This window comes from Pseudazoarcus pumilus (assembly GCF_002872475.1).
GTDB lineage: Bacteria > Pseudomonadota > Gammaproteobacteria > Burkholderiales > Rhodocyclaceae > Pseudazoarcus > Pseudazoarcus pumilus.
In genome coordinates this window covers 465,446-484,172 of sequence record NZ_CP025682.1, presented here as the reverse complement: position 1 = coordinate 484,172, position 18,727 = coordinate 465,446, and the positions used below count along the sequence as shown (strand labels likewise).

General features: G+C 68.1%; 17 protein-coding genes. 11 read left to right on the top strand and 6 right to left on the bottom strand.

Annotation, left to right across the window (positions count from 1 at the left end; translation table 11 throughout):
- Positions 1 to 86 precede the first annotated feature (86 nt).
- The 3 genes from C0099_RS02255 to C0099_RS02245 form a co-directional block, all read right to left on the bottom strand.
- Positions 87 to 386 (bottom strand): hypothetical protein, encoded by a 300-nt coding sequence (locus C0099_RS02255; protein WP_102245938.1) that lies wholly within the window; start codon positions 384 to 386, stop codon positions 87 to 89.
- Between the two features lie 68 nt (positions 387 to 454).
- Positions 455 to 1,957, bottom strand: coding sequence for a helicase HerA-like domain-containing protein (locus C0099_RS02250; protein WP_102245937.1), 1,503 nt, complete (start codon positions 1,955 to 1,957; stop codon positions 455 to 457).
- Positions 1,958 to 1,971: 14 nt separating this feature from the next.
- Positions 1,972 to 2,634, bottom strand: a complete 663-nt coding sequence (locus C0099_RS02245) for a hypothetical protein (protein WP_102245936.1) — start codon at positions 2,632 to 2,634, stop codon at positions 1,972 to 1,974.
- 126 nt (positions 2,635 to 2,760) lie between these two features.
- Here C0099_RS02245 and C0099_RS02240 point away from each other — a divergent pair, with 126 nt between their 5' ends.
- The 5 genes from C0099_RS02240 to C0099_RS02220 all read left to right on the top strand — a co-directional run bounded on the left by C0099_RS02240 (position 2,761) and on the right by C0099_RS02220 (position 7,916).
- Positions 2,761 to 3,486: a YebC/PmpR family DNA-binding transcriptional regulator gene (locus tag C0099_RS02240; protein WP_102245935.1), complete on the top strand. Its 726-nt coding sequence runs from the start codon at positions 2,761 to 2,763 to the stop codon at positions 3,484 to 3,486.
- Positions 3,487 to 3,720: 234 nt separating this feature from the next.
- A complete protein-coding gene (locus C0099_RS02235) occupies positions 3,721 to 4,596 on the top strand; it encodes a DMT family transporter (protein ID WP_102245934.1) in 876 nt (291 codons plus the stop codon).
- Positions 4,597 to 4,615: 19 nt separating this feature from the next.
- Entirely contained in the window at positions 4,616 to 5,173 is a 558-nt protein-coding gene (ruvC, locus tag C0099_RS02230) for a crossover junction endodeoxyribonuclease RuvC (protein WP_102245933.1), read from the top strand.
- Positions 5,173 to 6,969, top strand: coding sequence for a Na/Pi cotransporter family protein (locus C0099_RS02225; RefSeq protein ID WP_102245932.1), 1,797 nt, complete (start codon positions 5,173 to 5,175; stop codon positions 6,967 to 6,969). The genes ruvC and C0099_RS02225 overlap by 1 nt, the downstream gene beginning before the upstream one ends.
- Before the next feature lie 77 nt (positions 6,970 to 7,046).
- Positions 7,047 to 7,916 (top strand): dienelactone hydrolase family protein, encoded by an 870-nt coding sequence (locus C0099_RS02220; protein WP_102245931.1) that lies wholly within the window; start codon positions 7,047 to 7,049, stop codon positions 7,914 to 7,916.
- Between the two features lie 55 nt (positions 7,917 to 7,971).
- Here C0099_RS02220 and C0099_RS02215 read toward each other — a convergent pair whose 3' ends face one another.
- Together C0099_RS02215 and C0099_RS02210 are read right to left on the bottom strand one after the other, a co-directional pair.
- On the bottom strand, positions 7,972 to 8,553 hold the full coding sequence (locus C0099_RS02215) for a histidine phosphatase family protein (RefSeq protein ID WP_102245930.1): 582 nt from the start codon (positions 8,551 to 8,553) through the stop codon (positions 7,972 to 7,974).
- A gap of 89 nt (positions 8,554 to 8,642) precedes the next feature.
- A complete protein-coding gene (locus C0099_RS02210) occupies positions 8,643 to 9,170 on the bottom strand; it encodes a Gx transporter family protein (RefSeq protein ID WP_102245929.1) in 528 nt (175 codons plus the stop codon).
- 173 nt (positions 9,171 to 9,343) lie between these two features.
- On the opposite strand from C0099_RS02210, the gene C0099_RS02205 reads away from it, so the two are divergent.
- The 3 genes from C0099_RS02205 to C0099_RS02195 are packed head-to-tail and all read left to right on the top strand — an operon-like array spanning position 9,344 to position 13,610.
- Positions 9,344 to 11,386 carry a TonB-dependent receptor plug domain-containing protein gene (locus C0099_RS02205; protein WP_228151630.1) on the top strand — a complete coding sequence of 681 codons (2,043 nt, stop codon included), beginning with the start codon at positions 9,344 to 9,346 and terminating at the stop codon, positions 11,384 to 11,386.
- On the top strand, positions 11,380 to 12,300 hold the full coding sequence (locus tag C0099_RS02200) for an ABC transporter substrate-binding protein (protein ID WP_102245928.1): 921 nt from the start codon (positions 11,380 to 11,382) through the stop codon (positions 12,298 to 12,300). Before C0099_RS02205 ends, C0099_RS02200 begins: the two co-directional genes overlap by 7 nt.
- A complete protein-coding gene (locus C0099_RS02195) occupies positions 12,300 to 13,610 on the top strand; it encodes a diguanylate cyclase (RefSeq protein ID WP_102245927.1) in 1,311 nt (436 codons plus the stop codon). The genes C0099_RS02200 and C0099_RS02195 overlap by 1 nt, the downstream gene beginning before the upstream one ends.
- Positions 13,611 to 13,649: 39 nt before the next feature.
- Here the strand turns inward: C0099_RS02195 and C0099_RS02190 are convergent, their stop codons facing one another.
- Positions 13,650 to 15,005, bottom strand: a complete 1,356-nt coding sequence (locus tag C0099_RS02190) for a tetratricopeptide repeat protein (protein ID WP_164084863.1) — start codon at positions 15,003 to 15,005, stop codon at positions 13,650 to 13,652.
- A gap of 316 nt (positions 15,006 to 15,321) precedes the next feature.
- Between C0099_RS02190 and C0099_RS02185 the strand changes: the two genes are divergently transcribed.
- From C0099_RS02185 to gdhA, 3 genes are all read left to right on the top strand, one after another.
- Positions 15,322 to 16,212 (top strand): sterol desaturase family protein, encoded by an 891-nt coding sequence (locus C0099_RS02185; protein WP_102245925.1) that lies wholly within the window; start codon positions 15,322 to 15,324, stop codon positions 16,210 to 16,212.
- 41 nt (positions 16,213 to 16,253) lie between these two features.
- Entirely contained in the window at positions 16,254 to 17,147 is an 894-nt protein-coding gene (locus C0099_RS02180) for a midcut-by-XrtH protein (protein WP_164084862.1), read from the top strand.
- 197 nt (positions 17,148 to 17,344) lie between these two features.
- Positions 17,345 to 18,691, top strand: coding sequence for an NADP-specific glutamate dehydrogenase (gene gdhA, locus C0099_RS02175; protein WP_102245923.1), 1,347 nt, complete (start codon positions 17,345 to 17,347; stop codon positions 18,689 to 18,691).
- The last annotated feature ends 36 nt before the right edge of the window (positions 18,692 to 18,727 follow it).

Genomic DNA, 18,727 nt, shown 5'->3' with positions numbered 1-18,727 from the left:
TAGGGCGCAATCGCTGAAAGGCATTGCGCCGTATGGGCCAAACATCCGGCGGATTACGCTGCGCTACTCCGCCCCACGCCTGCTGCTCAGTGCATGCCGTGTCGCCCCATCCACTCACGGAAGGCGTCGATGCCGTCTTCACCGTCGCGCAGGCGGCGCATGTGCAGGACGAGGTTCTCGACCATGGTGTGGGCGGCGATCGCGGCCATCATCTCCAGACGCTCCTCGGTCGCCAACCCGTGCCTGGCGAGCCGCCGGTCGAGTTCGCAGAAATGGCTGGCCATGAGCGTGCGCGCGTCATGCTCATCAATCGAGAATTCGCCCATCTCTACCGGATCCTCGGCGTCGATGTCGGCAATCAGTTCGGCAAGCGTTTGCGGATTCATGGCTGTCCTCCTCGTTGCGTGACGATGGTTCGACTGCGCAAAGCGTACGAAGTGTCAGTGACGCGCGTTTAACGGCGCTTGCCCAGCAGCGAACCGAGCACGCCGCGCGCGAGTTGTCGCCCGATGGCGCTGCCAATGGTGCGCGTAACGGTCTTCGCCGCGATCTGCATGAGACCGTCGCGCTGACCACCGCGCGGCCCCCTGGAACCGAAGATCATGTCGGAAAGACCGCCGCCGGATGCGGTCTCTCGCGCGCGCTCCGCGCTGGACTCGTCAGCGCGCGCGGCAGCGGCCTCGGACTGGGCGCGCAGCATCTCGTGGGCCGATTCGCGATCAACCGCCTTCTCGTAATGACCGTAAATCAGCGAGGCACGGATCGCGGCGGTACGCTCGTCGGGCAGCAACGGGCCCATGCGCGAATCGGGCGCGATCACCGAGGCGCGCTGCGTGACCCCCGGTCGCCCCTTTTCGTCGAGGAAGGAGATCAGCGCTTCGCCCACGCCCAGCTCGGTGATCGCCTCGACCGCGTCGAATCCCGGATTGGGACGCATCGTCTCGGCCGCGCTCTTCACTGCCTTCTGGTCGCGTGGCGTGAAGGCGCGCAGCGCATGCTGCACGCGGTTGCCGAGCTGGCCGAGCACGGCATCGGGCACGTCGAGCGGGCTTTGCGTCACGAAGTACACCCCGACACCCTTGGAGCGGATCAGGCGCACGACGTGCTCGACCTTGTCGACCAGGGCTTTCGGCGCGTCGCGAAACAGCAGGTGGGCCTCGTCGAAGAAGAACACCAGCTTGGGCTTTTCGGGGTCGCCGATCTCGGGCAGATTCTCGAACAGCTCGGCCAGGACCCACAGCAGAAAGGTCGAGTACAGCTGCGGCGAGTGATAGAGCTTCTCGGCGGCGAGCACATTGACCACGCCACGCCCCTCGGCGTCGACCTGGATCAGGTCGGCCAGGTCGAGCATGGGCTCACCGAAGAAGCGCTCGCCACCCTGCGCGTCCAGACTGAGCAGGCCGCGCTGGATCGCACCCACCGAGGCGGCCGAGATGTTGCCGTATTCGGTGGTGAACTGGCGTGCATTCTCGCCGACGTACTGCAGCATCGAGCGCAGGTCCTTGAGATCGAGCAGCAGCAGGCCATTGTCGTCGGCCACGCGAAAGACGATCTGCAGCACGCCGGCCTGGGTGTCGTTGAGGTTGAGCAGCCGACCGAGCAGCAGCGGGCCCATGTCGGACACGGTGGCGCGCACCGGATGGCCGAGTTCCCCGAAGACGTCCCAGAACACCGCGGTGCTGGCGCGCGGGCGATAGTCGGTGATGCCGATCGCGGCGAGACGCTCGAGCAGCTTGGGCGAGGACTTGCCGGCCGCCCCGATGCCCGACAGGTCGCCCTTGACGTCGGCAACGAACACCGGCACGCCGACGGCGGCGAAGGACTCGGCCATCTTCTGCAGGGTCACCGTCTTGCCGGTGCCGGTCGCGCCGGTGATCAGGCCGTGGCGGTTGGCCAGACGCGGCAGCAGGGCGACGTCCTCGCCGGCGGAGCGGGCGATGAGCATGGGGTCGGGCATGGGAGACTCCTCGTTCAGCGAAGTTCGACGTCGCAGGCCGCGACGCAGCGCTCGTGCGCGGGCAGGCAGGACGGGCAATCGAGATCGCCGCAGGTCTTGCGCTGACAGGCAAGCAGGCGGTCGGCGCAGGCATGCACACAGCTGTTCCAGCGATCCTGACCGGGCGCACGCGACGCCGGCAACGCCAGCGGGCGCGCGGAGCCGGCTCGCGCGCAGGCGGGCAGATCGATGTTGCGCGGCGGGCCTGGCAGGCGTTCGCGCGCGGACTCGTCGAGTGCATCGAGATCGGCCTGCAGGCGCGCTACCTCGGCGCGCGCGATCAGTTCCGAACGCAGCAGCGTGTCGAGCGCGCGGCAGTCGGCACGCCAGGCGTCACCGACCGTGCGTAGTGCATCCGGCGCAAGGCCCAGACCGAGGCGCGAACATTCATGGGCGTAGAAGAACAGCCGCACGGCCTCGGACGCGCCGGGCGGCTGGCTGGCGTTGTAGCGGATCACCGGCCGGCCATCCTCGATACGGGTCGAGAACGCGGTGTCGAGAGTGTTGTCCTCGAGCGAGCGCACCGGCGCGCCACGCGCATCGACGCAACCGTCGAACACCGTGCGCACCTGCGCCGACGCGCCACCGGACAGACAGGCCAGCAGCAAGAAACACAGCAGGACGAGGCGTCCGCTCATTTATCCTCCGGGGACCATTCGGCCCGACGGGCATAATCTAGCAGACCTCGCCCCTGGTCGCGCGAGCACATGGCCTCGCCGTATAATTGCCGGATTTCGTCCAGCCGTATCATTCAAGAGGTTTTCATGGCGGGTCATTCCAAATGGGCCAACATCCAGCATCGCAAGGGTCGTCAGGACGCCAAGCGGGGCAAGGTGTTCAGCAAGTTGATCAAGGAAGTCACGGTTGCCGCACGCATGGGCGGCGGCGACCCGAACTTCAACCCACGCCTGCGCCTGGCCGTGGACAAGGCCAAGGCCGAGAACATGCCGGGCGACAACATCGATCGCGCCATCAAGCGCGGCACCGGTGAACTCGAAGGCGTGAACTACGAGGAAGCGCGCTACGAGGGCTACGGCATCAACGGCGCGGCGGTGATGGTCGATTGCCTGACGGACAACAAGACGCGCACCGTGGCCGACGTGCGCCACGCGTTCTCCAAGTTCGGCGGCAACATGGGCACGGACGGCTGCGTGGCCTTCCAGTTCACGCATTGTGGCGTGCTGATGTTCGCCCCCGGCACCGACGAGGAGGCACTGCTGGAAGCGGCGCTGGAGGCCGGTGCCGAGGACGTGGTAACCAACGAGGACGGCTCGATCGAGGTGTTCACCTCGCCCAACGACTACTCGGAAGTGAAGGAGGCCCTGGAGAAGGTCGGCTTCACCGCCGAGTTCGGCGAAGTCACGATGAAGCCGGACAACGAGACCGAACTGGCCGGCGAGGACGCCGAGAAGATGCAGAAGCTCCTTGACGCGCTCGAGTCGCTCGACGACGTGCAGGAGGTCTACACCTCGGCGGTGTTCGACGAGTAAGAACGGGCCGAAAGGCCATCAATCGAGACCGATGCCATTGCGTGGGACGCAATAACCGAAGGGCATTTCGCCGTATCGGCCGGACATACGGCGGATTACGCGGCGCTAATCTGCCCTACGATGGGGCGCTGCCCGGCCACAGTACATGGTGACCGGATCGCCGAATAGCAGATGTGCGCCTTCGGCGCATGTTTGACCTACGCGAACCCGCTTCGAACGGAGAATCCCAAGCCAATGCCCGGCCCCATGCTCAACGCCGCGATGCCCCTGCTGTTCGTCGTGCTGTGGAGCACGGGCTTCATCGGCGGCAAGCTGGGCCTGCCCTATGCCGAGCCGCTGACCTTCCTGACGCTGCGCTACGCTGCGGTGCTGGCGTTGATGCTCCCGCTGGTATGGCTGATGCGCGCGCCGTGGCCGCGCAACGCGCGTCAGTTCGTGCATATCGGCGTATCCGGCCTGCTGGTGCACGGCCTGTATCTGGGCGGCGTGTTCACGGCCATCGGCGCGGGCCTGCCGGCAGGCGTGACCGCGCTGGTGGTCGGCATGCAGCCGCTGCTCACGGCGCTGGGCGCGGGCTGGCTGCTGGGCGAGCGCGTGGTCGGTCGGCAGTGGGCCGGGCTCGCGCTGGGTTTCGCCGGCGTGGCGCTGGTGGTGATTGGCCAGGGCGGCGCGGGCGGCTTCGACGCCCCGCTGGGTGCGATGCTGATTCCCGCACTGTTCGCGCTCGCCGGCATCACCGCCGGCACGCTGTACCAGAAGCGCTTCTGCCCGAGTTTCGACCTGCGCACCGGCGCAGTCATTCAGTTCATCCCGACGCTCTTGGTCACTGCGCTGGCGGCCTGGGCGACGGAAACGATGAGGGTGGACTGGAGCGGCGAATTCATCTTCGCGCTGGGCTGGCTGGTGGTCGTGCTCTCGCTGGGGGCGATCTCGCTGCTCAACCTGCTGATTCGCTCTGGCGGAGCGGTGAATGTGGCGAGCCTGTTCTACCTCACTCCGCCGACCACGGCGGTGATGGCCTGGCTGCTCTTCGACGAGCGCCTGGCGCCGCTCGCGCTGGCCGGCATGGCGGTCGCGGTGACCGGCGTGTGGCTGGCGCGAGCGCGCTGAACGCCGCACAATCGGCCACATGACATCGGCTACGCAAATCACCCCGACACGCATCCTGGGCCTGGATCCAGGCTTGCGCATCACCGGCTTCGGCGTCGTCGACAAGCTCGGCAGCCAGCTGCGCTATGTCGCCAGCGGCTGCATCCGCACCGCCGATGGCGAACTGCCCGGTCGCCTCAAGACGCTGCTCGACGGCGTGCGCGAAATCATCGCCACTTACACCCCCGACCAGGTCGCGGTCGAGAAGGTCTTCGTCAACGTCAATCCGCAATCCACGCTGCTGCTCGGTCAGGCGCGTGGCGCGGTGATCTGCGGCGCGGTCTCGTGCGAACTGCCGGTAGCCGAATACACCGCGCTGCAGGTCAAGCAGGCAGTGGTCGGCTACGGCAAGGCGGACAAGACCCAGGTGCAGCACATGGTGCAACGCCTGCTCGCGCTCGACGGCGATCCCGGGGCGGACGCAGCCGATGCGCTGGCCTGCGCGATCTGCCATGCCAACGGCTCGGCTGGCGTGCTGGGAGCGCTGGGTGGGCGGCGCCGCGCCGGGCGCGTGATGCCGCTGCGCGGCGGACGCTGATGGTTCGCCGGATCGCCTTCGTCCTGCTGTGCGTGCTGCTCGGCTATGGTCTGTTGGCGAGTCCCGAATTCAAGCAGATTGCCGCTGGTGTGGCGATCTTTCTGTTCGGCATGCTGGCGCTCGAGCAGGGCTTCAAGGCCTTCACCGGCGGCACCCTGGAGCGCTTGCTGGCGCGCACCACCGACCGGCTATGGAAGAGCGTGTTCTTCGGCATGATCACGACCACGCTGATGCAGTCGAGCTCGCTGGTGTCGGTGATTTCGATTTCCTTCCTGTCGGCCGGCCTGCTCGGGCTGGCGCAGGGCATCGGCATCGTCTTCGGCGCCAATCTGGGTTCGACCACCGGTGCCTGGCTGGTCGCCGGCTTCGGCCTGAAGGTCGACATCGCCGCCTGGGCCATGCCGATGCTGACCTTCGGCGTGATCTTCGCCTTCCTGCGCTCGCCGCTGATGAAGGGCGTCGGCCACGTGCTCGCTGGTCTGGGCTTCCTGTTCCTCGGCATCGCCTTCATGAAGGAAGGCTTCGAGGTCTTCGGCGCGGCGGTCAATCTGGCCGACTACGCGATGCCCGGGCTGCGCGGCCTGCTGGTGTTCACCGCGCTCGGCACCATCGCCACCGTCGTGATGCAGTCCAGCCATGCCTCGCTGGTGCTGGTGATCACCGCGCTGGCGGCCGGGCAGGTGACCTACGAGAACGCGCTGGCGCTGTCCATCGGCGCCAACGTCGGCACCACCATCACGGCCCTGCTCGGCGCGCTCGGCGCCAACGTGCAGGGACGCCGGCTGGCCGCCGCCCACCTGGTGTTCAACGTCACCACCGGGCTGATCGCGCTGATGTTCATCGACGGCTTCGCGCGCGTGGTGGAAATCGGCGCGGGCTGGCTGGGCATCGCTGCCGATGACTGGACGCTCAAGCTCGCGCTGTTCCACACCCTGTTCAACCTCGTCGGGCTGGCCCTGATGCTGCCGCTGACCGGCCGCCTCGTGACCTGGCTGGAAGCGCTGCTGCCCGAGCGGCGCGCCAGCGTCGTGACCCCGCGCTTTCTCGCGCGCCCCATGCTGGAAATGCCCGATGCCGGCCTGGAGGCGGTGCGCAAGGAGCTGCAGCACCTGTACGCCAACGTCTTCGACATCATGGCGCTGGCGCTGCACGCTGACCCAGGACGGCTGCGCCGCGGCGAACAGCTCGAGGCCCTCGACCGGGCACCCGAGCGCGTGCGCGCGATCGACATCGACGACTACTACGTGCGCCGCGTCAAGCCGCTGTACGGCGACATTCTCGACTTCCTCGCCGGCCTGCAGACCACGGGGCCGCAGGTCGCGCGCGCCTATGCGCTGCGTTCGGCCGCCCAGCAGATGATCGAGGCGCTCAAGGATCTCAAGCACATGCAGAAGAATCTGTTGCGCTATCTCGACGCCAACGCGCTCCACCCCAGGGCCGAATACGTGGTGCTGCGCCGGGATCTGGCGCGTCTGCTGTCGGATATCCAGCGCCTGGCCGAAGCGCCGGAGACGACTGCGGCAGATTTCGATATCCTGCGCGAACGCGTGGTCGCCGCCGATCTGGTCGCCGGCGGCACCATCGACGCGCTGATGCGCGAGCGTCGCATCGCCCCCGAGCAGGCGGCCTCGCTGATGAACGATGCCGGCTACGCTGCCGACATCGTCGACAGCCTGCTGGCGATGGCCCGCGTGATCTTCGTCGCCGGCCCGGTCGAACCCGCCTCCGAGCACGACCGGCCGCTGGGCGAGGCAGAAACCGGGGCCGTCCTGGACGGGAACACCGCAGGCCATTGAACTGTCTGCATCAGGTCACGCGGGCTCCAGAGCCCACGCACCGAGGACAACAACGACAAATTCAGGAGGATGGCAACATGAACAAACCCAACCCGGAGTTCGACAGCCTGATGCCGGCCGTGCGCATGGATCGTCGCGGTTTCGTCACCACCGTCGCCGCCGCCGGCTTCGCGCTGGCCGTGCAGCCCGTGCACGCGCAGACGGTGATCAAGACCGACGCCGAGGGGCTGGACACCGGCGACATCAAGATTCCCGTCGAAGGCGGCGAGCTGCCCGCATATTTCGCGCGACCGGCCGACGGCAAGGACCGGCCTACGGTGCTCGTGGTGCAGGAGATCTTCGGCGTCCACGAGCACATCAAGGATGTGTGCCGCCGCCTTGGCAAGCTCGGCTATCTGGCGATCGCACCGGAGTTGTACTTCCGGCACGGCGATCCGCGCAGTATCGATAACGTCGCCGCACTGATCCAGGGCATCGTGTCGAAGGTGCCCGACGCCACGGTGATGTCCGACCTGGACGCATGCGCAGCCTGGGCCGCAAATCACGGCGGCGACCCCGGGCGGCTGGCGATCACGGGCTTTTGCTGGGGCGGACGCATCGTGTGGCTGTACGCCGCGCACAACCCCAGGCTCGCCGCCGGCGTGGCCTGGTACGGCCGCCTCGACGGCGCACCCACCGAGTTGCAGCCGCGCTACCCGATCGACGTGGCCGGCGAACTCAAGGCGCCGGTGCTGGGCCTGTACGGCGGCGCCGACCAGGGCATTCCGATGCACGACGTCGACTTCATGCGCGACGAACTCAAGCGCAACGAGGCCAGCGCCGAGATCCACGTCTATGCGGACGCGCCGCACGCATTCCACGCCGACTACCGCCCGACCTACCGCAAGGAGCCGGCCGAGGACGGCTGGCGCCGCATGCAGGCCTGGTTCAAGCGCCACGGCGTGTAAGAGGCCGAAGCAGCAAGGCGACAACGGGGTGAGTTCGATCGCCCCGTTGTCGCGTTTACGGCTGCCAGCGTCCGACGACTTGCAGCGAGCCATCGTCGCGCGGACGCGCGACGATGGCTTCGCCCATGGCCGTGAACTCGCCGCTCAAGGCCGAGATGTTGACCTGATGGGTGACCCACACCCACACGCCGTCGCGCGGCAGATCCGACAGGTTCGCCAGCGCCGCGCGCGTCTGTGTGGCGCGGTCGCCCTGCCCGCCGAAGAAGGAATCGAGCGGTGGCCAGGCTTGCACCTCGAGGCGCTCGCCGAAGGCCAGTTCGGCCGTATCCACACAGCGGCACCAGCGGCTGGAACGCACTTCGTCGACGCGCACGCCGAGTTCGGCCAGGCGCGCGCCGAGACGGCGGGCGCGCTCGCGCCCGCTCGCGGACAGGTTGCGCTGCGTCTCGCACTTGCCCAGGGTGAATTCGGGTGGATCGCCGATGCCCGACTCGGTCACCTCGTGGCGGATCAGCACCACCACGCCACCGGCGCGCATCGCCTCCAGCGCGAGGTCGTCCGGATCGGATTCGGCAAGCGCGCCGACGGGCGCAAGCAGCAAGATGGACAGTGCGATCAGCAGGGCACGAACAGGCATGGGGCGACTCCGCAGAGGATGCGCCGAAGCCGGCGTCGGCGCGCAATGGCGGATAGACGCGCGCGCCGCGCAAAGCGTTCCCCGCCGCTTCAGCGCCCGGCCGACCCGAGTTCGCGCAGCAGCCGCCCGGCCACCAGCCCGTTGACCAGGCCGAACACCGTCGCCGCCAGCGCGAACACCGGCACCAGGTAGAAGATGCCATCGTGCGGCACCAGCCACACCCGCGCCAGCACAAGCTGCCCGCCGATGTGGGCGAAGGCTGCCAGCAGCGACAGCGTGACCGTGCCGAACCAGCGCCGCGGCAGATGCACGGCCAGCCCCAGCATCACCAGACTGGTGAGCGATCCCGCCAGGCTCAGAAAGAAGCCCGGCGCGAGGAACTGCCCGAGCAGCAGGCTGCCGGCGAACACGCGCAGCAGCGCCACCCACACCGCATCGCGCCAGCCCCATTGCAGCAGCACGATGAGGATCACGATGTTGGCCAGCCCCGGCTTGACGCCGGGCAGCGGCAGCGGAATCGCCGCCTCGGCCACCGACAGCACGATCGCCGCCGCCGCCAGCCGCGCGATGCGGCCGTCGTCGGCGGTGGGCTGAATCGTGATCGAGGAGGGCTGCATGCGGGAACCGTCAGGGCGAACCGGCGCAGTGTACCCGCTCGGCACGCCGCCCCGCCAACGTGGATCCGGCGCAACACATGTGCAACAGTGCCGCCAATTGCCCGAAACGGCGCCCGATGCGGCGCGACGGCTCGGGCATAATCCGCGAAACATCCTGTTTCAGGCGGTTTCCGATGCTTCACCCGCTTCTCCGGCCGCTGGCCGTCACCCTGGCGATGATGAGCGCACTGTCGGCCCTGGCGGACGAACTGCACGTCGACCCCTTCGCGCAGGACATGCCCGTGGTACTGACCGGCTCGCGCCTGGCGCAGTCGCCGCTCGACGCACCCGCGCCGGTGACCATCATCGACCGCGAGATGATCGCGGCCTCCGGCTTCACCGAGATCCACGACCTGATGCGCCTGGTGCCGGGCTTTCTCGTCGCCGACTGGCCCAACGGCTCGCCCACCGTGGCAAACCATGGCCTGGGCGACGCCTTCGACCGGCGCATCAAGGTGCTCGTCGACGGCCGCGCAGTCAACGACCCGCTGTGGGGCAACACCTTGTGGCAGGACCTGCCGGTGCGCGTCGACGACATCGACCGCATCGAGGTGGTGCGTGGCCCGCATGGCGCGGCCTACGGCGCGAATGCGTTCCAGGGCGTGATCAACATCATCACCCGCCACCCGGCGACCGAGAGCGGCACCACGGTGATCTCGCGCCTGGGCCGCGACGGTTTCCACGACCACGGCGTGCGCATCAACGGCGGCCCCGGCTCGGCCATCGACTGGCGGCTGACCGCCTCGCGCCGCGGCGCGCGCAACTTCAAGTCGATCACCAACGACGAAGGCGACGTGTTCTCGCAGGAATCGGTGCGCCGCACGGTGGTCAACCTGCAGGCCTCGACGCAGCTCACCGCGCGCGACGAGTTGCGCCTGCAGCTGGGCATCGTCGACGGCGTGGACGATCGCGGCTATCCGGCCACCTCCGACGAATCGCCCGAGTGGCCGATCCGCGACGAGGACGTGCGCACCCATTACCTGCACGGCGCCTGGACTCGCAGCTTCGCGGCCGACAGCGAGCTGACGGTGCAGTTCTACCACCAGGCTCATCGCCGTCGCGTCGCCTGGGTGATCGAGGACGGCGGACGCTCCATCCCCACCGACCTGGACACCGACACCGCGCGCAACGATCTCGAACTGCAGTATTCGGGAAACCTCGCGCCACGCTGGCATTTTCTGGTCGGCGCCGGCGTGCGCCAGGATTCGGTGCGCTCGCGCCGCTTTTTCGACAGCGGACGCACGCTGCGCGCGACCTACTGGCAGGGCTTCGGCAGCCTCAACTGGCAGGCCAGCGACGCGCTCTCGGTCAATCTCGGCGGCACCTTCGAAGACCACGCGTACAGCGGCAAGCTGTTCTCGCCGCGCCTGGCGATCAACTGGGCGCTCTCCCCGCTGTCGGCGCTGCGCATGTCGGCCGGCAAGTCGTATCGTGCGCCGTCGCTGATGGAGTCTCACGCGCGCGAGACCATCCGTTATGAAGACACCATCGTGCGCCGGCTCTACAACAGCCTGCAGAAGGTCGACCCCGAGGAGGTCGTACACCTCGAACTCGGCTACGTGGCGCGCATCCCGCAATACGGCCTGTCGGTCGACGCGCGCGTGTTCCAGGATCGCTACGACGGCTATCTGGACGACGAGGTGTGTCGCTACCGCCCGCCGCCGCGCTCGAACTGCGCTGACCTGGGCTTCGCCACGCCGCCCGGCTTCAGCGCCGATCCGCTGTCGACCTCGACCTACTACTTCCTCAACCTGGGCCGCGCGACGGTGCGCGGGGCCGAATTCACGCTGGACTGGAAGCGTCCCGGCTGGGGACGGGCGATCCTCACGCAATCCTTCACGCGGGTGCACACCGGCTCGCAACTCGAGGAAGAGAACGTCGATCGCAGCGCGCCGAGTTCGGCCACCTCGCTGCTGCTGATCAAGGACCTGCCGCATCGCTGGCGCGCGAGCCTGGGCTATTACCATACGCATCCGGTGCACTGGCTCAACGACGGTGGCGAGATGGGCAATCAGGACCGCGTCGACCTCAAGATCGCCCGCGCCTTCGGTGCCTACGGCTCGGACAACGAGGTCGCGCTGACCGTGCAGAGTCTGGGCGGACGCTATCCGGACTTCGACGCCGAGAAGTTCCGCCACGAGCCACGCATCTTCCTGAGCGTGCGCGCCACATGGTAAGAGGCCTCACGTCCCGTGCGCGCCGCCTGGGCTGCGCATTCGTGCTCGCCATGGTGGCCGGCCCGCTGGCGGCCATCGACATCGTCGTCGTCGCGTCCAGCGCCGAAGGCCGTTCGCGCGTCGTCGCCGACGCCGTGCTGCAGGCCTCGACCCCGCATGTGCTCACGCACGGCGGCCACGCCGACGGCGCGCTCGAAACCGAGCGCATCCGGCGAGCCGCCCTGGTGATCGCGCTCGGCCAGGATGCGGCGCTGGCCGTGGCCGCCCATGAGGACGCCCCACCGATGCTCGTGGCGCTGGTCTCGCGCGCCGACTTCGAACACCTGCGTGGACACTGGCCCATCCCTCGCATGACCGGCCTGTTCATAGACCACCCCGTCGAACGTCACCTGCGCCTGATCCGTGCCGTGTTGCCCGAGGCCGAATGCACCGGCCTGGTACTCGGCCCCCAAAGCCGCACTTTCGAAGCCGACCTCGCCCCGGCGACCGAATCCGCCGGGCTGGCCATCGAGCACAGCTTCGCCGCCTCGGCCGGCGATGTCGTGCCCGCGCTGGAACGCCATCTGGCGCGCTGCGCGTCGGCCCTGACCCTGCCCGATGCGGTGGTTTCCCACCCGCACGTCGCGCGCGCGGCGCTGCTCACCAGCTACCGCATGCAACGCCCGCTGTTCGCGTATTCGCGCTCCTGGGTCGAGGCCGGCGCGCTCGCCGCGCTGTTCTCGACACCGGCGACCGTCACGCGCGATCTGCTCGACTGGATCGACGCCCTCGAATCCCCCCAGCGACTGCCCGAGCCTGCACACGCAAGCCACTTCGAACTCGCCATGAACACGCGCGTGGCACGCGCACTCGGCCTGCAGGTTCCGGACGAAGACACCTTGCGCGCGGCCGTGACCGCCGGGAGGCACCCCTGATGCACCGACTCACCCTCAGCCAACGCCTCGTCCTGATCGTGCTGTTGCCCGTCGCGCTGCTCGCCGGCGCACTTTCGGGCTTTCTGCTGCAGCGCAGCGCCGCGACCGCCGATGCCGCCCTGCGTGACCGCGCTCAGGCCATCGTCAGCTTCCTCGCGCCGGCGGCCGAATACGGCGTATTCGCCGGCAACCGCCGCGCACTCTCCGCCTTGCTCGGCGCCGTGCTCGAGCAGCGCGACGTGGCCGCCGCCTCGATCATCGACGCCGAGGGCGGCGTGCTCGCCAGCAGCGGGCGTCGCTCCCTGCCCGCCGAGACGGTGCTCGACTATGCCAGCAACGGCGCGGCGCGCATCGTCGCGACCGCCGACGGCCGGCTCGCCGCGATCGCCCCGGTGGCGATCTCGCCGCTGGGCATCGACGACCATGCCGCACCGATGGCCGACGACCCCGGCGTCATCGGCTGGGTGCATGTCGAACTCGACACCGCTTCGCTGGCGGCCCACAAGCGCGAGATGATCGTCAGTACCCTGGCCATCGCGGCACTCGTCCTGCTGCTCACGCTGGCGCTGGCCTGGGGCATGTCACGAGCGGTCTCCCGCCCGGTGGCCGAACTGGTGCGCGCGGTGCGACGCATTTCCGAAGGCCGCCTGAACAGCAAGGTGGGCGAGCACTCGGGCATCGGCGAGCTGCGCGCGCTGCAGCGCGGCTTCAACCACATGGCGCAGGCCATCGCCGAGGCGCAGAACACCATGCAGATCCGCATCGACGAGGCCACGGCGCAGCTCGCGCATCAGGCCACGCACGATCCGCTCACCGGCCTGCCCAATCGCCGCGCCTTCGAACAGGCACTGGAAGCCGCGGTGGGCGCCTCACGTCGCGCCAGCGATGCCTCGGTGCTGTGCTTCATCGATCTCGACAATTTCAAGATCGTCAACGACACGGCCGGTCATGCCGCCGGGGATGCATTGCTGGTGCGCCTCGCCGCGCTGATCCGCGAGCGCGTGCGCGCCGGCGACCTGGTCGCACGCATCGGCGGCGACGAGTTCGCGCTGATCCTGCACGGCTGCGGCGTGGCCGAGGCACACCAGATCGCCGAAAACCTGCGCCGGGCGGTGAGCGAATTCGAGTTCATGTGGGAAGGCGCACGCTTCACGGTCGGCCTGTCGATCGGCCTGGTGCCGCTCGACGGCCGCCTGGAATCCCCCGGCGATGCGCTGGTCGCCGCCGATCTTGCCTGTTACGGCGCCAAACGCGGCGGTCGCAACCGCGTCGTCGAGCACACCACGCTGCCGGGAGATTCGCGCTTCTGACACGGCCGCCGCCGCACCGCGCGAATCGTGCGGCCTGACCTATCCCGCCGGCCCCGCTTCCGCCGGAAAGCCGATCTCGATGAGCAGTGCAGCGTACTCGGGATGATCGTGGAGCAGCCGGAACGCGGGGTCCGCCTGAATGCCGATGAGCCGCTCCTCGCGGCGGTTGAGGCTGATGCGCAGCCAGCGCAGCGCCTCGTCCGCATCGCCGATCAGGGCGTGGTGGCGCGCCAGGTCCCAGGCCAGCGCCTCGCCGCGCTCGTAGAACTCGCGCTCGACCTCGAACATGGCCATGGCCATCGCCTCGGGTCCGCCTGTCGCGAGGGCAACCGCGCCAGCTTCGGCGGCAGCGCGATGGCGCGGTACCGAGATCACGTCGCCCAAGCGTGCGTAGTTGTCCAGATAGGCGGCGTACTCGCCCTGCGCCAGTGCCATCATGTAGCGCGTGTAATAGGACCATGCGAAGTTGGGGTCCTCGCGGATCATGGCCTCGACCAGTTCGCGCGCCTCGTCCTCGCGGCCGCTGTAGAACAGCGCCTGCGCCTTGATGGTGACCACGGCGCTGTTGTTCGGATCGAGCACCCGCGCACGATCGGCAACAGGCAGCGCCCGCTCTGGCCGCCCCGCCAGAAGCAGCGAGCTGGCGTACCACATGTGGGCGTTCGCCGAATCCGGGTTGAGCCGGATCGCCTCCTCGAAACGCGCCAGCCCGGCCTCCACACGCCAGTGCCAATGAAACTCGATGAAGGCCAGCGCGGCCTGCGCCAGATCGAGCCCGGGATCGAGCTCGATGGCGCGCCGCGCCGCCGCCTCGGCAAGGGCGTAGGCCTTCCATCCGGGCATGCCCGAATACTGCCGCGCCAGGTTGTAGGTCATGGCCAGGCCGGCATGCGCCTCGGCGTAGTCGGGATGGATCTCGATGGCCCGCGTGAGTGCCTCGATGGCGCCGGCAATGCCCTCCGGCGTGCGCCGGTTCCATAGATAGGTACCGCGCAGATACAGTTCGCGCGCTTCTTCCGGTATTGGTTCTACGTTTGTTGATGCCGGCGACGTGGCGCTTTGCAACTGGGTCCAGGTGACCGCGCCGCCAACGGCGATCAGCGACAGCCCGGCGATGAGGACCATCCGGGCGAGCGTTCCGCGCTTGTGCGCCGGCACCAGATGTGGCGCAGACGTCGTGGGGTGCCCCGCACCCGGCTCCGGATACGCCTCGGCCCGGGTCTCGCTCACGCTGCGCCGCGTCAGCCAGGCGTCGAGATCGTCCGCATAGGCATAGACCGACAGACCCTTTTCACCGGCCGCCCGATACACCGGCAGATCGGCCGTATCCGCCCATCGGCGCACCGTGCTCTGCGTGCGCCCGAAATGCTGTGCAATCGCCTTCCAGCCCGTCAACAACCTCGTGTTGCGGGGATCGCCCTTGCCATGTGCATGCACCGTCACCATCCATCGATCGATTCGGACACGCACGCAAATTAGCATGGCAGCGTGTTAGCCGAAAAGCCGTCGCCCCCCCGAGCAGCCCGCAAAGCGCGTGGCCGACGCCCTTCGCGGCACGCGTCATCCGGCGCATGAGCGCAAATCGGCGCACATGAGCGCACATGACGCACTCGCCCCGTCAGCCGCTTCAATAGCATGAATGCTGGCCACGCTTTTTTAGGCGCGCGTGAAAAACGTCACATCTGGCATCGACCGACAGAAGGGGGCATAGATGCTCGACTGGCTGCTGCACCACCAGGCCCTCGTGCTGCTGATCGCCACCTTCGGCGGCATGCTCGTGCTGCTGGTCGCCGAAACCGTGTGGCCCCGACGCCCGAACGCGGTTTTCGCGCCCGCACGGCTGATCAACAATCTGGCGCTGGCGGGCATCAACTTCGCCGCCATCCTCGCGCTGTCCGGGCTGATCGCGGGGTCGGCGTGGATGGCCCCGGCGATGCCGTCGGGCGGCCTGCTGCATGGGGTGCATCCGCTGCTCTCGCTCGCCGCCCTGCTGCTCGCGCTCGATGGCGCGAGCTACGCGCTGCACCGCCTCTGTCACGCCGTGCCGCAGCTGTGGCGAGTGCACGCCGTGCATCACCTCGACATCGAAGTCGACGCCACCACCTCGCACCGTCACCACGTCCTGGATGCGGTATTGAGCGCCGCCGTGCTGGCGCCGGTGGTGGCGGTGCTCGGCCCATTTCCCGCGGTCCTGTTCGCGGCGATCTCGCTGCGCCTGGGCTTCGCGCTGGTCACCCACGCCAATCTGCGCCTGCCCGAACGCGCCGACCGCTGGCTGCGCCGCGTCGTCGTCACGCCGGATTTCCATCGCCTGCATCACCGCAGCGACGCGCGCCATACCGACAGCAACTTCGGCGCCATGTTTACGCTCTTCGACCGCCTGTTCGGCACCGCCAGCGACGCGCCCTACCGCGAACACGAGCGCTGCGAACTGGGCCTGCAGTTCCTGCGCCGGCCGGCCGATTCACGCGTCGACCGGCTGCTGCTCCTGCCCCTGCGCTGGCCTCACCCGACCCGCCCCGACGTTGCACCCCATCAACCGCCTGTGCCGCGCGCCGCGCAGGGTGGCGCGGCGCATCCGCAAACCACGGCGTCGCCATGAACACGCCCAGTCCCTTCACCCAAACCCGACAGGAGTCTCCGATGCACACACACGCACGCGGCCCGCGTTGCCGCAAATCTTCACGACTGACCTTGCAGGCCTGCCTCGCGCTGGCCGGCACCCTCGCGGCCGGCAGCGCACTCGCCGCCAACGGCCCCGGCATTGTCTACGGCCCGGCCGGCGCGGGCGCGGGGGTCGCCGCCATCCCGTCGCTGGGCGGCGTCGCCATGATGCTGCTCGGCGCCTTCATGCTGTTCGTCTTCTGGCGCATGCACCGCAACGGCAATTTCCCCGGCGGACGCTTCATGGCGATCGCGCTTGTCAGCGGCGCCATCGCGAGCGGAATGGGCGGGGCGAAGCTGGTGTCAGACGCCGTCGCAGACTCACATTCTCCATTTTGGGACAGGGAGTTCGACGATCCTACAGGCGGATTCGTCCCTTTGGTCCTTAACCAGGATGAGGAATTTGACTGGGGTGGGATTCCACCCGAGTTTTACTTCTGCGTGAGAAATACCAGCGGCGTCCCCGTACGCATCGACGTAATGCAAGAGGCAGTGGGTGATGATCGCTGCCTTCTGGTGAATCCGACCTCCGCAGGTCCGGATGCCATCGTAGCGCAAGGTGCCTCTGCACCTGAGCTACCCGAGTGCTCCGCAGGACTGGTCATCGAACCCGGTCAGGGATGCGGCGCGAAGGCTGGCAACGCGGGCAATGCCAGCGACCTCCGCCTCAAGACCGACATCGTCCAGGTCGGCGTCGCCGCCAACGGCTTGCCCCTGTACGAATTCCGCTATCTCGACGGCGCCACGCGCTATCGCGGCGTGATGGCGCAGGACGTGCTGCAGCACACGCCCGCGGCGGTGCGGATGCGCGCGGACGGCTACATGGCGGTCGACTACGGCATGCTGGGGCTGGAGATGCAGCCGGTGCGCTAAGCCGGCAGATTCGGCAGTCGACACCCGGAAATCTGACGCTTCCAGAATCCGCGCGCACGAGCGACACCCGTTCGGTGTCGCAAAAACGCACCAACGAGGTGCATTTTTTTGCCGTCTGGCCGACAATGCCCGCGCGGCCTCATGCGCCGCAATTGCGCCGCAGCGCTTGCTGCGGCGTTTTTCCATCGGGAGACGTAATGAAGTACACCACCCTCGAATCCTTCCTCGATCACGTCGCGCAACGCGACGCCGGACAGACCGAATTCCTGCAGGCGGTCGCCGACGTGATGGATAGCCTGTGGCCGTTCATCCAGAAACATCCGCGCTACGCCGAGCACGGCCTGCTCGACCGCATCGTCGAGCCCGAGCGCGCGATCCTGTTCCGTGTGTCGTGGGTGGACGATTCGGGTGAGGTGCACGTCAACCGCGGCTACCGCGTCCAGCACAATTCGTCCATCGGGCCTTACAAGGGTGGCATTCGCTTCCACCCTTCGGTGAATCTGTCCATTCTCAAGTTCCTGGCCTTCGAGCAGACCTTCAAGAACGCGCTGACCACGCTGCCCATGGGCGGCGGCAAGGGCGGTTCCGACTTCAACCCCAAGGGGCGCAGCCCCGGCGAAGTGATGCGTTTCTGCCAGGCCTTCATGACCGAACTGCACCGCCACCTCGGCCCCGACACCGACATCCCGGCCGGCGACATCGGCGTGGGTGCGCGCGAGGTCGGCTTCATGGCCGGCATGGTCAAGAAACTCAGCAACCGCGCCGACTGCGTGTTCACCGGCAAGGGCCTGTCCTTCGGCGGCTCACTGATGCGCCCCGAGGCCACCGGCTACGGCACCGTGTACTTCGCAGAGCAAATGCTGCGCCATGCCGATCGCAGTTTCGACGGCCTGCGCGTGTCCATCTCCGGCTCCGGCAACGTCGCCCAGTACGCCGCCGAAAAGGCCATGGAACTGGGCGCGAAAGTCATGACCATGTCGGATTCCAGCGGCACCGTGATCGACGAATCCGGCTTCACGACCGAAAAGCTCGCCGTCATGATGGAGGTGAAGAACCACCTCTACGGCCGCGTCAGCGACTACGCCGAGCGCGTCTCCGACGCCCGCTTCGAGCCCGGTCAGCGCCCCTGGAGCGTCAAGGCCGACGTCGCGCTGCCCTGCGCCACGCAGAACGAGCTGGACGAGAAAGAAGCCCGCCGCCTGGTCGACAACGGCGTGGTCTGCGTCGCCGAAGGCGCCAACATGCCGTGCACCGCCGACGCCGTGCGCGTGTTCGAGCACGCCAAGGTTCTATACGCCCCCGGCAAGGCCAGCAACGCCGGCGGTGTGGCCACCTCCGGCCTGGAAATGAGCCAGAACGCCATGCGCCTTTCCTGGACGCGCGAGGAAGTCGACGCCCGCCTGCGCGAAATCATGTGCGGCATCCACACCGCCTGCCTGCGCCACGGCCAACAGGAAGACGGCAGCGTCAGCTACGTCGACGGCGCCAACATCGCCGGCTTCGTCAAGGTCGCCGACGCCATGCTGGCGCAGGGGGTGACCTGACTTTGGGCCGGAGAAACTCGTCGCCAAGGCCATAAC

Bases quoted from the DNA above. Each gene is read 5' to 3' on its own strand.
- C0099_RS02255 (WP_102245938.1), bottom strand. From the start codon at position 386: ATGAATCCGCAAACGCTTGCCGAACTGATTGCCGACATCGACGCCGAG.
- C0099_RS02250 (WP_102245937.1), bottom strand. From the start codon at position 1,957: ATGCCCGACCCCATGCTCATCGCCCGCTCCGCCGGCGAGGACGTCGCC.
- C0099_RS02245 (WP_102245936.1), bottom strand. From the start codon at position 2,634: ATGAGCGGACGCCTCGTCCTGCTGTGTTTCTTGCTGCTGGCCTGTCTG.
- C0099_RS02240 (WP_102245935.1), top strand. From the start codon at position 2,761: ATGGCGGGTCATTCCAAATGGGCCAACATCCAGCATCGCAAGGGTCGT.
- C0099_RS02235 (WP_102245934.1), top strand. From the start codon at position 3,721: ATGCCCGGCCCCATGCTCAACGCCGCGATGCCCCTGCTGTTCGTCGTG.
- ruvC (WP_102245933.1), top strand. From the start codon at position 4,616: ATGACATCGGCTACGCAAATCACCCCGACACGCATCCTGGGCCTGGAT.
- C0099_RS02225 (WP_102245932.1), top strand. From the start codon at position 5,173: ATGGTTCGCCGGATCGCCTTCGTCCTGCTGTGCGTGCTGCTCGGCTAT.
- C0099_RS02220 (WP_102245931.1), top strand. From the start codon at position 7,047: ATGAACAAACCCAACCCGGAGTTCGACAGCCTGATGCCGGCCGTGCGC.
- C0099_RS02215 (WP_102245930.1), bottom strand. From the start codon at position 8,553: ATGCCTGTTCGTGCCCTGCTGATCGCACTGTCCATCTTGCTGCTTGCG.
- C0099_RS02210 (WP_102245929.1), bottom strand. From the start codon at position 9,170: ATGCAGCCCTCCTCGATCACGATTCAGCCCACCGCCGACGACGGCCGC.
- C0099_RS02205 (WP_228151630.1), top strand. From the start codon at position 9,344: ATGCTTCACCCGCTTCTCCGGCCGCTGGCCGTCACCCTGGCGATGATG.
- C0099_RS02200 (WP_102245928.1), top strand. From the start codon at position 11,380: ATGGTAAGAGGCCTCACGTCCCGTGCGCGCCGCCTGGGCTGCGCATTC.
- C0099_RS02195 (WP_102245927.1), top strand. From the start codon at position 12,300: ATGCACCGACTCACCCTCAGCCAACGCCTCGTCCTGATCGTGCTGTTG.
- C0099_RS02185 (WP_102245925.1), top strand. From the start codon at position 15,322: ATGCTCGACTGGCTGCTGCACCACCAGGCCCTCGTGCTGCTGATCGCC.
- C0099_RS02180 (WP_164084862.1), top strand. From the start codon at position 16,254: ATGCACACACACGCACGCGGCCCGCGTTGCCGCAAATCTTCACGACTG.
- gdhA (WP_102245923.1), top strand. From the start codon at position 17,345: ATGAAGTACACCACCCTCGAATCCTTCCTCGATCACGTCGCGCAACGC.